Here is a 12,613-nt window from a genome sequence, read left to right on the forward strand (position 1 = left end):
GTCGGCTCTTCTCTCGCTTCGCCACACGATGACTACCACGCAAATCCTTTTCATTCGTCACGGCGAAACCCCGTGGAACCGCATCAAGCGCATCCAGGGCCATATCGACATTCCGCTCGCGGAAAGCGGCGTCGAGCAGGCGGCGCAACTGGCCGAACGGCTCGCGCGCGAGGCCCGCGAAGGCCAGCGGCTCGATGCGATCTATTCGAGCGACCTGCAACGCGCGCGCCAGACGGCGCAGCCGTTCGCCGACGCACTCGGCCTGCCGGTGGTGCTGAACGAAGGGCTGCGCGAGCGCAACTACGGTGCGTTCCAGGGGCACGACAGCGCCGAGATCGCCGAGAAGTTTCCCGATGCCCATGCCCAATGGCAGACGCGCGACCCCGGTTTCGAGCCGGCCGGCGGCGAATCGCAGCGCGCGTTCTACCACCGCGTGCTGCATGCGCTCGAACCGATCGTGGCGGCGCATCCGGGCGGCCGGATCGCCGTGGTGGCGCACGGCGGCGTGCTCGATTGCGTCTATCGGTGGGCGATTTCGCTGCCGCTCGACGCGCCGCGCCAGTATGCGCTGCTGAATACCAGCATCAACGTGGTGGAGTTCGACGGCAACGCGCCGCGCATCGTCCGTTGGGCCGATGTCGATCATCTCGGTGGAGAGAGCGAGGACGACGGTTATCGCAAGGTGATGTAACGTTGCGCCCGCCAGCCCAGAAAAAAGCCTCGCATTCGCGAGGCTTTTTTTCGCCGCCTCGCTCGTGCGGGCGGCGTCATGGTGCGTTGGCCGGCGGGCCGAGACGGCTTACTGGATGTTGTGGCGCGACTTGTAGTCGAGCGCGTAGGCGAGCTTGCCCGGCTTCGAGGCGGTGATCGCCGCGCTGAGGTCGCCGAAATTTCCCTTCGTATAAGCCTTGCCGACGTTGATCTGGGCGAGGCGGCCGAGTTCGGCGCCCGTCTTGCCGTCTATCACCGGGTCGGTGGTGGCGACCATCTTCACCGACGCGTTCCAGGTGGCGTTCAGGTAGCCGGTATCGGCCGTGGCCGGATCGGGGCTGACCGTGCCGAGCTTGGTCAGCGTGTAGCCCGACAGCGGGAAGTTGGCGCGCAGCCAGTCGGCCCAGAAGAATTCCAGGAAGTCGGTCGACGGCGTCGGTTTGCTGTAGCCGATGTCGCGCGTGAAGTAGACGAGCGAGCGGTAGACGTCGTTCTGCATGCCGTGCGTCAGGCCGAGTGCGGTGGGCAGCTTGTCCGGCGTGATGGCCGCGCCGTTGGCGTCCTTCAGGCGCGTGAAGCCGCCGGTCTGCATCATCGACCAGAACGTGCTGCCGGCGTAGCTGCTGAAGTTCGCCTTGACCAGCACGTGGACGTGCAGCGCGGGGCCGCCGTCGGACGTTTCGTAGTAGGTCGACAGGCCGTGGTGGCCGTCGGTCAGGTAGAGCGTGCTGCCGTTCGGGCCGATCACGACCGGGTTCAGCACGGTGGTGTCGCGCTTGGTCAGGTCGGTGGTGGTGCAGGTGTAGGTGGTGGCGTCGGTCAGCTTCGAGGTGGTGGTCGAGCTGCCCGAGACGAGGCCGCCGAGGCCTTCGTCGGCGCAGAAGTCGTCGAACTTCTTGGTCGGATCGAGTTCGTAGCGGCCGAGCTTGTAATAGATCTGGTCGTAGCCGAGCGCGTCCTGGCTCGGGTGCAGGTCGCTCAGTGCGACGTCGAGGATGTCGCCGGGCGCGGCCGCGGCCCATTTGCCCGGGGTGGTCGTGGGCGTCGAGGAAGCCGGCGCCGGCGAGGTGGCGAGCGAGGACGAGGCCAAGGTGCCGTCGCCACCGCACGCGGCAAGCGCGATCAGCAACGAGAACGAGGCGGCCAGCGCGATTCGGTGGAGCGAAGGAATCATCGGGGTAGCAATCGGTAAGAGTTGGAAGGCAGATGCAAGAAAAGGCGCAAGCTTGCCGATGGGATGTGACAGCGATTTGAAATATGACAAATCGATGAGGCGGGCGGGGCGGTGGAGCGGCGGTGTCTGGCCGTGAAAGCGAGGGCGGTCGGGCGTTGAACGAGCGGTGTTATTCGTCGACGGCCGGGGTGCGGTGCGGGGCGGATTGAGGGGCTGCGGCCGTGCGAGGTGGCTCGGTTTGCTGGCGCGGCGGCGCGGATTCGGCTGTTGCGGGCGCTGTCGGTACCGATTTCGGCGCTGATACTGACTCCGATGTCGATGTCGATGTCGATGTCGATGTCGATGTCGATGTCGATGTCGATGTCGATGTCGATGTCGATGTCGATGCCGATGCCGATGTCGATGCCGATGTCGATGTCGATGCCGATGCCGATGCCGATGCCGATGCCGATGCCGATGCCGATGCCGATGCCGATGCCGATGCCGGGGCCGGGGCCGCGGCCCGGCGCCGCGAACGCTTCGACGCGCCGTTGACGAGCGCCCAGCGCATCACCGGCCCCATGAGCCGCACGCCGGGGATGGCAACCATTCGCCGCATCGGTGCGAGGGCCGCGAGGCCGAGCTGCCGTTGCGCCCAGTCGGGCAGCAGATCCACGCCCGCGTGGAACAGCATGGCGGACGCCGGGCGCATCACCGCGCGCGGCACCGGCGCCTCGCGCAGCACGCGGATCACTTCATGGGTGCGCTCGCTGGCCACCAACTCGCCGCGCATCCGTTCGAGATAGGCGGCGATTTCCGCGCGCGAACACGGCACGTCGGCCGCCCCGAGCATCACGGCGATGCGCGAGGTTTCGGCGTAGTAGCGATCCTGCTCCTCGCCGGTGAGCGCCGGATTCACGTAACGCAGGTACCCGGCCAGGAAGCTCGACACCTCGGCCACATGCACCCAGGTCAGCAGCGCGGGATCGCTGGCGCGGTAGGGGCGGCCGTCGGGGGCGGTGCCGGTCACGCCGTCGTGAATGGTCTTGACGCGCTCGATCAGGTGCAGCGCATCGGCGCGGCTCGCGAACGTGGTGCCGGCCACGAACGTGGCGGTGCGGCGCAGCCGGCCGAGGATGTCGGTACGAAACGAGGAGTGATCCCAGACGCCCGCCAGCGCGAGCGGATGCAGCGCCTGCAACAGCAGCGCGGCGATGCCGCCCGCCATCATCGAGGTGAAATCGGCGTGCACCCGCCAGCACACGGCGTCGGGGCCGAACAGGCCGGGGTCGCCCGGCGGCGACGAATAATCGATCGACGGCCCGCCGCCGCCCGAGGTCAGCATCGTGACGCCGGCCGCGAGCCGTGCGCGCAGCAACCCGGCGAGGCCGCCGGACGAAGGCGCGGCCTGCGCGGAAGGCTCCCGCTTGCGATCCCGATCCGGTGGTGGCCGCGACATGGCTGGGTGCCGCGAGCTAGCGCGGCGTGGTGTCGTTGCCCGACTCGGGCACCGGCAGGCCGAAGTGGCGGTAGGTCAGCAGTGTGGCGACGCGCCCGCGCGGCGTGCGTTGCAGGAAGCCCTGCTGGATCAGGTAAGGCTCGAGCACGTCCTCGATGGTATCGCGCTCCTCGCCGATCGCGGCGGCGAGGTTGTCGACGCCGACCGGGCCGCCGTCGAACTTGTGCAGGATCGCTTCGAGCAGCTTGCGGTCCATCACGTCGAAGCCGACCGGATCGACATCGAGCATCGCCAGCGCCGCATCGGCCACTTCGGCGGTGATCGCGCCGTCGGCCTTCACCTCGGCGTAATCGCGCACGCGGCGCAGCAGGCGGTTGGCGACCCGCGGCGTGCCGCGCGAGCGCCGCGCGATCTCGAACGCACCGTTCGGATCGATGCGCGCATTGAGCAGCGAGGCCGAGCGCTGGACGATCCGCGACAACTGGCCCGCATCGTAGAACTCGAGCCGCGCGACGATCCCGAAGCGGTCGCGCAGCGGGTTGGTCAGCATGCCGGCGCGGGTGGTGGCGCCGACCAGCGTGAACGGTTGCAGATCGAGCTTGACGCTGCGCGCGGCCGGCCCCTCGCCGATCATGATGTCGATCTGGTAATCCTCGAGCGCCGGATACAGGATTTCCTCGACGACCGGCGAGAGCCGGTGGATTTCGTCGATGAACAGCACGTCGTTCGCTTCGAGGTTGGTCAGCAGCGCGGCGAGATCGCCCGGGCGTTCCAGCACCGGGCCGGAGGTCTGCCTCAGGTTCACGCCCATCTCGCGCGCGATGATGTGTGCGAGCGTGGTCTTGCCGAGGCCCGGCGGCCCGAACAGCAGCACGTGATCGAGCGCTTCGGCGCGGCGCTTGGCGGCTTCGATGAAGATTTCGAGCTGGCCGCGCACTTTTTCCTGGCCGACGTATTCGTCGAGCTGGCGCGGCCGCAGCGCACGTTCGAACGCCTCCTCGTGCGACGAGGCGGGCGTGGCGGCGATGATGCGCTCGCCGGCGAGTTTGTCGGTTTCGATCATGCGCGCATTGTACCGCGCGGCCCCGCGCCGAAGAATCGGCCGAACGGCCGACTCGCGCGGCCGGGCGCGGCATGAGATCGTGGTGGTGCCAGGCCGGCCGCGTGCTGCCGCCGGCCGGCGATCAGGCCTTCGAGAGCGCCTTCAGCGAGATCTTGATGCCCTCGGACACGCCGGTGCCGGCCGGCACGTTCTTGATCGCGGCCAGCGCTTCCTTTTCGGAATAGCCGAGCGAGATCAGCGCGTTGAGGATGTCCGCGGCGTGGTCCGATTGCGAGGCCTGGCCGGCCAGTTCGCCGAGGTCCGCGCCGAGCTTGCCCTTCAGTTCGAGCAGCAGGCGTTCGGCGGTTTTCTTGCCGATGCCGGGCAGGCGCGTGAGGCGCGCGGTGTCCTGCATCGTCACGACCTGCGAGAGTTCCTGCACGCTCATGCCGGACAGCACCGCGAGCGCCATGCGCGCGCCGATGCCGGTGATCTTCAGCAGTTCGCGGAACGTGGTGCGTTCCGGCGGCGTGAGAAAGCCATACAGCAGGTGGGCATCTTCGCGCACGATCATCTGCGTGAGCAGCACCACGCGCTCGCCCGTGTTCGGCAGGTTGTAGAACGTGCTCATCGGCACATCGAGCTCGTAGCCGACGCCGTTGCAGTCGACCAGCAGGTGGGGTGGGTTTTTTTCGAGGAGGGTGCCGGCAATGCGACCGATCATGGCGAGGACAACGAAGGACCGAAAGCGCGAGTGTAGCGCACGCCACGCCGTACGACGCGAACCGGCCGACATCGTGTCGCTTGTCGCTCCGAGGTTGAAGTATTACGCTCTCGATTTCAGGTATTACTCGGGAGCGACGATGTCGACGATGACCGTGAAGGGGCAGGTGACGATTCCGAAGGCCGTGCGCGAGCGCCTCGGCCTCGTGCCGGGCATGGAGGTGGATTTTCGGATGGAGAGCGACGGCCGCGTGACGGTGCAGCGGGCGGGTGGTGGCGCGCCCGCCTCGCGTTTTGCCGAGCTGCGCGGCTCGCTCGATGCGCCGATGAGCACCGACGAGATCCTCGCCCTCACGCGGGGCGACGGCGCATGATCTTCGTCGACACCAACGTGCTGCTCGATCTGGCGACCGACGATCCGGTCTGGGCCGGCTGGTCCCAGCATCAGCTCGAAGCCGCTTCGCTGCACGGGCCGCTGTCGATCAACGAGGTCGTTTATGCGGAACTTGGCGTGGGGTATGCGCGCATCGAGGCGCTCGATGCGTTCGTGGCGAGGGCCGGGCTGCGCATCGAACCGATGCCGCGTGCCGCGCTGTTCCTGGCCGGCAAGGCGTTCGGGCTATACCGGCGCACGGCCGGCGCGAAGGTCGGCGTGCTGCCCGATTTTTTCATCGGTGCCCACGCCAGCGTGCTCGGCGTGCAACTGCTGACGCGGGATATCGGCCGCTATCGCACCTATTTCCCGAAGCTCGCGCTGATCGCGCCGCAGGCGTGAAGTGTGAGACGTGAAGCGCAGGCGCCCGCGCCCGCCTCAGCCCACCAGCCGGCCGCGCCGCACGCGAAAGCCCTTCTTGACCAGCGAGGGGGCGAGGCCGCCGAGCGCTTCGAGCGTGCCGCCGCCGTGCGCATGGCAGATCGCCACGCCGAGCGCATCGGCCGCGTCGGTGCCGGGCAGGCCCGACAGCGCGAGCAGGCGCACCACCATCTGCTGCATCTGCTCCTTGGTGGCGCGGCCGTAGCCGACGATGGCCTGCTTCAGTTGCGTCGGGGTGTATTCGGCCACCGGCAGCGCACCGGCCACCAGCCCGCAGATCGCCGCGCCGCGGGCCTGGCCGAGCAGCAGGGTGGATTGCGGATTGACGTTGACGAACACTTTCTCGATCGAGGCCTGGTCCGGCGCATGTTCGCGCACGAGCGTGGATACGCCGTCGAAGATCACGCCGAGGCGCACCGAGAGATCGGCGGCGGACGGGGTACGGATCACGCCGCTTGCCACGTAGGCGAGCTTGCTGCCGTGCACGTCGATCACGCCGAAGCCGGTGACGCGCAGGCCGGGGTCGATGCCGATGATACGCATGAAGAGCGGGTGGGAAAGCGGGTGAGGAGCGCAGGGGAAATCAGCGGAATGCGCCGATGGTACAACGATCGCCGCGTGGGTTGGGCAACGGCGGGCGCGGTTCGCACCACGTCGCGCCATGAAAAACGGCGGCGAGGAAAGCCTGCGCCGCCGTTTCGCGGGGCGGTGGCGGTTGCCCGCTCGCCCCGGTTTGCCGCCTGTCGAGCGCCGTGGCCGGCGCGGGCGATCAGTGACGGAAGTGACGGATGCCCGTCAGCACCATCGCGATGCCGTGCTCGTCGGCTGCCGCGATCACTTCGTCGTCGCGCATCGAGCCGCCCGGGTGGATCACCGCGGTCGCGCCGGCGGCCACCACCACGTCGAGGCCGTCGCGGAACGGGAAGAACGCATCCGACGCCACGGCCGAGCCGGTCAGCGTGAGGCCGGCGTTCTGCGCCTTGATGCCGGCGATGCGGGCCGAATCCACACGGCTCATCTGGCCGGCGCCGACGCCGAGCGTCATGCCGTTGCCGCAGAACACGATCGCGTTCGACTTGACGAACTTCGCGACGCGCCAGGCGAACAGCAGATCGTCGAGTTCCTTCGGCGTCGGCTGGCGCTTCGTCACCACGCGCAGTTCTTCGGGTTGCACGTTGCGCGAGTCGAGCGACTGCACCAGCAGGCCGCCGCCGACGCGCTTCAGGTCGAACGCGTTGAAGCCTTCGCCGAGCGCGATTTCGAGCAGACGGACGTTCTGCTTGGCCGCGAACACCTGTTTGGCCGCTTCCGAGAACGACGGGGCGATCAGCACTTCGACGAACTGCTTGGCCACGGCTTGCGCGGTCGCTTCGTCCACTTCGCGGTTGAACGCGATGATGCCGCCGAACGCCGAGGTCGGATCGGTCTGGAATGCCTTGGCATAGGCTTCGGCCGGGCTGGCGGCCACCGCCACGCCGCACGGGTTGGCGTGCTTGATGATCACGCAGGCCGGGGCGTCGAAGGTCTTCACGCATTCCCAGGCCGCGTCGGAATCGGCGATGTTGTTGTACGACAGTTCCTTGCCCTGCAACTGGCGGTAGTTCGCCAGCGCGCCGGCCGGGGTGGCCAGGTCGCGGTAGAACGCGGCCGTCTGGTGCGGATTCTCGCCGTAGCGCAGGTCCTGCACCTTGTCGTACGCCAGGTTCAGCGTGGCCGGGTACGGCTTGCGCGTGGCGTGCTGCAGCTCTTCGGTCAGGCTCGTCAGGTAGTTCGTGATCGCGCCGTCGTATTGCGCGGTGTGCGCGAACACCTTGGTGGCGAGGCGGAAGTTGGTGGTGTAGCCCACCGTGTTGCCGTTCGCCTTCATTTCGTCGAGCACCACGGCGTAATCGGCCGGATCGACGATCACCGTCACGTCGCGGTGGTTCTTCGCGGCCGAGCGCAGCATGGTCGGGCCGCCGATGTCGATGTTCTCGATCGCGTCGGCCAGCGTGCAGTCGTCCTTCGCGATGGTCGCGACGAACGGGTACAGGTTCACCACCAGCAGGTCGATGGTTGGGATGCCGTGCGCGTCGAGCGCCTGCATGTGTTCGGGAAGGTCGCGGCGCGCCAGGATCCCGCCGTGCACCTTCGGGTGCAGCGTCTTCACGCGCCCGTCGAGCATTTCCGGGAAACCGGTGTAGTCGGCCACTTCGGTGACGGGCAGGCCCGCGTCGGCCAGCAGCTTCGCGGTGCCGCCCGTCGACAGCAGCTTGACGCCCTGTTGCGAGAGGGCCGTCGCGAATTCGACGATGCCGGTTTTATCGGAAACGGAAAGGAGCGCTTGCTTGATCATGATGGGGAGCACCAGTAGCCAGGGAAACGGGGGACGGAAGCGGCCGGTCGTGCAACGGCCTTACAGCAGGCCGTGCTGCTGCAGCTTCTTGCGCAGCGTGTTGCGGTTGATGCCGAGGTACTCGGCGGCGAGCGACTGGTTGCCGCCCGCCTGTTCGAGCACGACCTCGAGCATCGGCTTCTCGACGCACGACATCACCATGTCGTAGACGTCATGCGGGTTGGACCCGTCGAGATCCCGGAAATACACGTCCAGGCTGTCGCGGACACATTGTTCGATGTTGTGCTTGCTCATGCTGCTATTGAATAGGGTCGGATGCGCCGCCGTCGTCGACATAGACGAGATGGTCGGACAGCGCGCGCTGCGCGTCGAAATAATCGTTGACGGCGGCAAGCTGGTCGCGTGTGGAATCGAGCGTATTCATCCGGTGCCGGAACGCGTTGGCGCCGGAAAGGCCGCGAGTGTACCAGCCGATGTGCTTGCGCGCAGTACGTACGCCGGTAAATTCGCCGTAGAACGCGTAATGATCTTCCAGGTGCTCGTTGAGCAGGTGCTGGATCTCGTCGACGCTCGGCGGCGGCAGGGTTTCGCCGGTTCGCAGGAAATGCTCGATTTCGCGGAACAGCCACGGGCGGCCTTGCGCGGCGCGACCGATCATCAGCGCGTCGGCGCCGGTGGCGTCGAGCACGGCACGTGCCTTGGCCGGCGAGGTAATGTCGCCGTTCGCCACCACTGGAATTTTCACCGAGGCCTTCACGGCGGCGATCGTGTCGTATTCGGCGTCGCCCTTGTAGAGATCGGCGCGCGTGCGGCCGTGCACGGTCAGCATCGCGATGCCGGCGTCCTGCGCGAGCCGCGCGATGGTCAGCGCGTTCTTGTGCTCGCGATCCCAGCCGGTGCGGATCTTCAGCGTGACGGGCACCGCGTCGGGGCCGGTGCCCACGGCCGCTACCACGGCCGAGACGATCCGCACCACCAGCGGTTCGTTCTGCAGCAGCGCCGAGCCGGCCGCCACGTTGCAGACCTTCTTGGCCGGGCAGCCCATGTTGATGTCGATGATCTGCGCGCCGTTCGCCACGTTGTAGCGGGCCGCCTCGGCCATCATCGCCGGATCGGCGCCGGCGATCTGCACCGCGATCGGCTCCACCTCGCCCGTGTGGTTGGCGCGGCGCATGGTTTTCTCGCTTTTCCAGAGTTGCGCGTTCGACGCGACCATCTCGGACACCGCGTAGCCGGCGCCCAGCCGCTTGCAGAGCTGGCGGAACGGGCGATCCGTGACGCCGGCCATGGGGGCGACGAACAGGTTGTTGCGCAGGACGTGAGAGCCGAGAACGGGCATTGCAATGGCAGCGCCCGCGCGAGGGCGCGGGCAACGATCGGACGGTGGGAAAACGCGCATTTTACCGTAAGCGCCGGGGGGGCCGGGCGATCGCGATTGTCGACAAGCGTCAAATCGAGATGAAGCTTCGGTGAAATTCCGGTGACGGTGTCACGGTGGGGCAGGGCGACCACGCCGGCCGGCCGCTGCCCGGGTGTTGGCCGGGTATGCCCGGATGTTGTGCCGATGCCGCCCGACCCGCACGCCGGCGCGGAGTCAGCGGCGCTGGCCGAACATCATCTGCCGCGCGATCACCGCCTTGAGCGGCGGCACGAATTCGAGCGCGGTCAGGGCGGCCCCGCGCAGCGCCGCGAGCGGGCGCGATTCGATCGTGAACAACCGCGCCAGCAGGTCGGTCGCGCCGATCGTCAGGCGCCGGTCGAGCACGCGGCGCCCGTTGAACGCGGCCAGCGCGAGCGGCGTGGCGCCGTGTTCGGATAGCGCGTCGACCAGCGTGTGCGCGTCGCGCAGGCCGAGGTTGAGCCCTTGTCCCGCCACCGGATGCAGGGTTTGCGCGGCGTTGCCGACGCTCGCCACGCGGCCGCTGACCAGCGTGGGCGCGGCGGCCAGCCCGAGCGGGAACGCGGCGCGGCCGGCGATCTGCGTGAAACGGCCCATGCGTGTTCCGAACGCGATGCCGAGTTCGGCGAGGAACGCCGCGTCGGGCAGCGCGGCGCGGCGCGCGGCTTCGTCCGGCGAGCAGCACCAGACGAGCGCGTAGTCGGCCTGGTTCGGGCCGCCGAGCGGCAGCAGCGCGAGCGGGCCTTCGGGCGTGAAGCGTTCCCAGGCCACGCGCGGCTGCGGCGCGGCCACGCTGACGGTGCCGACGATGGCGGTTTGCGCGTAATCGCGGCGGTGGCGTTCGTCGCGCACGCCGTTGCGCGGGGTGTCCTGGAACAGGCCGCCCTCGGCGTTGACGAGCGTGCGCACGCGCAGTACGCGTTCGCCCTGGGGCGTGTCGAGCGTGACGCTCACGCCGTCGGCGTCCTGTTGCGGCGCGCGCGCGGTGGTCGAGGTCAGCCATTGGACCGGCGTGGCGTGGACCGCGCGCGCCAGCGTGCCGACCAGCGAGCCGTAGCGCGCCACGTAGCCGAGCGCATCGACGCCGTGTTCCTCGCGGTCGATCAGCGTGCGGCCGAAGTGGCCGCGCTGCGAAACATGGATGTGTTCGATCGGCGTCGCGTCGCCGGGCCAGCCGAGTGCGCCGAGCAACACGCGGCTGCCGTGCGAGACGGCGATCGCGCGCGGGTCGCCGGCGCTGGCCGACGGGTCGCGGGCATCGACCAGCACCACCGACAGCGCCTGCGTCGCGCTGCGGCGCGCGAGCCAGCCGGCCAGGGCGAGGCCGACCGGGCCGGCGCCGATGATGGCGACATCGGCGTCGAATGGCGTGTCGAACGGGGCGGTAGGAGCGGGAGCGTGCGTCATCGTGCGGGTTCGCCTGCGCTCAACGTGCGACGGGCACGACGGGCACGACGGCCGCCGCACCCCGAGCGTCGCGCATCAGCGCCTCGATCTCGTCGGCGGCCACCGGCACGTCGCGCGTGATCAGTTCGCAGCCGTCGGCGGTGACGAACGCGTCGTCCTCGATGCGGATGCCGATGTCGTGGAATTCGGCCGGCACGTCGTCGGCCGCGCGCACGTAGAGGCCCGGCTCGATGGTCAGCGCCATGCCCGCGCGCAGCGTGCGCCACGGCAGCGCGCCGTGGGCGTCGCGTTCGGCGCCGCGCTCGCGGTAGTCGCCGCAATCGTGCACGTCCATGCCGAGCCAGTGGCCGGTGCGATGCATGTAGAAGCGCGAGTAGGCGCGCTCGGCGATCACGTCGTCGACGCTCGCGAAGCGCGACTTCGGCACGATGCCGGTGTCGAGCAGGCCCTGCGCGAGCACGCGCACCGCCGCGTCGTGCGGCGCCTCGAACGGCACGCCGGGGCGCGTGGCGGCGGCCGCCGCCTCCTGCGCGGCCAGCACGATGTCGTAGAGCGCGCGCTGCGGGCCGGAGAAGCGGCCGTTCGCGGGGAACGTGCGCGTGATGTCGGAGGCATAGCCTTCGAGTTCGCAGGCCGCGTCGATCAGGATCAGGTCGCCGTCCTGGGCCACGGCGTTGCCGGCCGGGTAGTGCAGCACGCAGGCGTTCGCGCCGGCCGCGACGATCGAGCCGTAGGCCGGCCCGGCCGAGCCGTGGCGGCGGAATTCGTGCAGCAGTTCGGCCTCGATCTCGTATTCGCGGATGCCGGGGCGCGTGACCGCCATCGCGCGTCGGTGCGCGCTCGCGGAAATCACGCCGGCGCGGCGCATGATCGCCTGCTCGTGAACGTCCTTGACGAGGCGCATCTCGTCGAGCAGCGGCGTGAGATCGTGGGCCGAGGCCGGTGCGGCGACGCCGGCGCGGCTGCGTGCGCGCACGGCGTCGAGCCAGCCGGCCAGTTGCCGGTCGAACTCGGCCGATGCGCCGAAGCGATAGTGCACCGCGCCCGCGTCGCCGAGCAGGCGCGGCAGTTCGGTGTCGAGCACGTCGTTGGCGAACGCGGCGTCGAAGCCGAACGTCTCGCGCGCGGCGTCGGGGCCGTAGTGGAAGCCTTCCCAGATCTCGCGGTCGGGATGCTTCGCACGACAGAACAGTATCGATTCCGGTTCGCCGCCGGCCGCGCGCGCGTCGAGCACGAGCAGCGCGTCGGGTTCGGTGAAGCCGGTCAGATAATAGAAGTAGCTGTCGTGGCGGTAAGGATAGCCGGCGTCGCGGTTGCGCATCGCTTCGGCGGCGGTGGGGACGATCGCGACGCCGCCGCCCGTCGCGCGCAGCGCGGCGAGCACGCGCGCACGGCGCTGGCGGTAGACGTCGGGGGCGAGGGCGGTTTCGGTGGGCGCGTTCATGGCGCGATTGTAGCGCTGTCGGGAGGGGCGCGCGTTGGCCGGCGTGGTCGGCCGATGGCCGCCTGGCCTTGTCGCAAGCGGCGTCGCGACGCTGTTGCATCCGGTCCACAGGCTGTCCGGGCGACT

At 69.0% G+C, this 12,613-nt stretch carries 12 protein-coding genes and 1 pseudogene; 3 read left to right on the forward strand and 10 right to left on the reverse strand.

What is annotated here, in order from left to right; genetic code table 11:
- The first annotated feature begins 28 nt into the window (after positions 1-28).
- Positions 29-691 (forward strand): histidine phosphatase family protein, encoded by a 663-nt coding sequence (locus AB4850_RS15585; RefSeq protein ID WP_414443934.1) that lies wholly within the window; start codon positions 29-31, stop codon positions 689-691.
- 108 nt (positions 692-799) lie between these two features.
- Here the strand turns inward: AB4850_RS15585 and AB4850_RS15590 are convergent, their stop codons facing one another.
- The 4 genes and pseudogenes from AB4850_RS15590 to ruvA form a co-directional block, all read right to left on the reverse strand.
- Positions 800-1,885 carry a ParB/Srx family N-terminal domain-containing protein gene (locus tag AB4850_RS15590; protein ID WP_414443935.1) on the reverse strand — a complete coding sequence of 362 codons (1,086 nt, stop codon included), beginning with the start codon at positions 1,883-1,885 and terminating at the stop codon, positions 800-802.
- A gap of 490 nt (positions 1,886-2,375) precedes the next feature.
- Positions 2,376-3,323: pseudogene (locus AB4850_RS15595) on the reverse strand (oxygenase MpaB family protein); the annotation flags it as partial.
- Between the two features lie 16 nt (positions 3,324-3,339).
- Positions 3,340-4,386 (reverse strand): Holliday junction branch migration DNA helicase RuvB, encoded by a 1,047-nt coding sequence (gene ruvB, locus AB4850_RS15600; protein ID WP_414443936.1) that lies wholly within the window; start codon positions 4,384-4,386, stop codon positions 3,340-3,342.
- Positions 4,387-4,507: 121 nt separating this feature from the next.
- Positions 4,508-5,089, reverse strand: a complete 582-nt coding sequence (ruvA, locus tag AB4850_RS15605) for a Holliday junction branch migration protein RuvA (protein ID WP_414443937.1) — start codon at positions 5,087-5,089, stop codon at positions 4,508-4,510.
- Positions 5,090-5,228: 139 nt separating this feature from the next.
- Between ruvA and AB4850_RS15610 the strand changes: the two genes are divergently transcribed.
- Together AB4850_RS15610 and AB4850_RS15615 are read left to right on the forward strand one after the other, a co-directional pair.
- A complete protein-coding gene (locus AB4850_RS15610) occupies positions 5,229-5,462 on the forward strand; it encodes an AbrB/MazE/SpoVT family DNA-binding domain-containing protein (protein ID WP_414443938.1) in 234 nt (77 codons plus the stop codon).
- The gene (locus AB4850_RS15615) at positions 5,459-5,863 is read left to right on the forward strand and encodes a type II toxin-antitoxin system VapC family toxin (RefSeq protein ID WP_414443939.1); all 405 of its coding nucleotides are present in this window, start codon (positions 5,459-5,461) and stop codon (positions 5,861-5,863) included. Before AB4850_RS15610 ends, AB4850_RS15615 begins: the two co-directional genes overlap by 4 nt.
- A gap of 36 nt (positions 5,864-5,899) precedes the next feature.
- Here the strand turns inward: AB4850_RS15615 and ruvC are convergent, their stop codons facing one another.
- From ruvC to AB4850_RS15645, 6 genes are all read right to left on the reverse strand, one after another.
- Positions 5,900-6,445, reverse strand: coding sequence for a crossover junction endodeoxyribonuclease RuvC (gene ruvC / locus AB4850_RS15620; protein ID WP_414443940.1), 546 nt, complete (start codon positions 6,443-6,445; stop codon positions 5,900-5,902).
- A gap of 226 nt (positions 6,446-6,671) precedes the next feature.
- Positions 6,672-8,237 (reverse strand): bifunctional phosphoribosylaminoimidazolecarboxamide formyltransferase/IMP cyclohydrolase, encoded by a 1,566-nt coding sequence (purH, locus tag AB4850_RS15625; RefSeq protein WP_414443941.1) that lies wholly within the window; start codon positions 8,235-8,237, stop codon positions 6,672-6,674.
- 60 nt (positions 8,238-8,297) lie between these two features.
- Positions 8,298-8,531 carry a Fis family transcriptional regulator gene (locus AB4850_RS15630; RefSeq protein ID WP_013696668.1) on the reverse strand — a complete coding sequence of 78 codons (234 nt, stop codon included), beginning with the start codon at positions 8,529-8,531 and terminating at the stop codon, positions 8,298-8,300.
- Positions 8,532-8,535: 4 nt separating this feature from the next.
- Positions 8,536-9,576, reverse strand: a complete 1,041-nt coding sequence (gene dusB, locus AB4850_RS15635) for a tRNA dihydrouridine synthase DusB (protein ID WP_414443942.1) — start codon at positions 9,574-9,576, stop codon at positions 8,536-8,538.
- Between the two features lie 255 nt (positions 9,577-9,831).
- On the reverse strand, positions 9,832-11,043 hold the full coding sequence (locus AB4850_RS15640) for a UbiH/UbiF/VisC/COQ6 family ubiquinone biosynthesis hydroxylase (RefSeq protein ID WP_414443943.1): 1,212 nt from the start codon (positions 11,041-11,043) through the stop codon (positions 9,832-9,834).
- 19 nt (positions 11,044-11,062) lie between these two features.
- A complete protein-coding gene (locus AB4850_RS15645) occupies positions 11,063-12,487 on the reverse strand; it encodes an aminopeptidase P N-terminal domain-containing protein (protein WP_414443944.1) in 1,425 nt (474 codons plus the stop codon).
- Positions 12,488-12,613: the final 126 nt, after the last annotated feature.

The sequence above is a fragment of the Burkholderia sp. 22PA0106 genome, assembly GCF_047497155.1.
Taxonomy (GTDB): Bacteria; Pseudomonadota; Gammaproteobacteria; order Burkholderiales; family Burkholderiaceae; genus Burkholderia.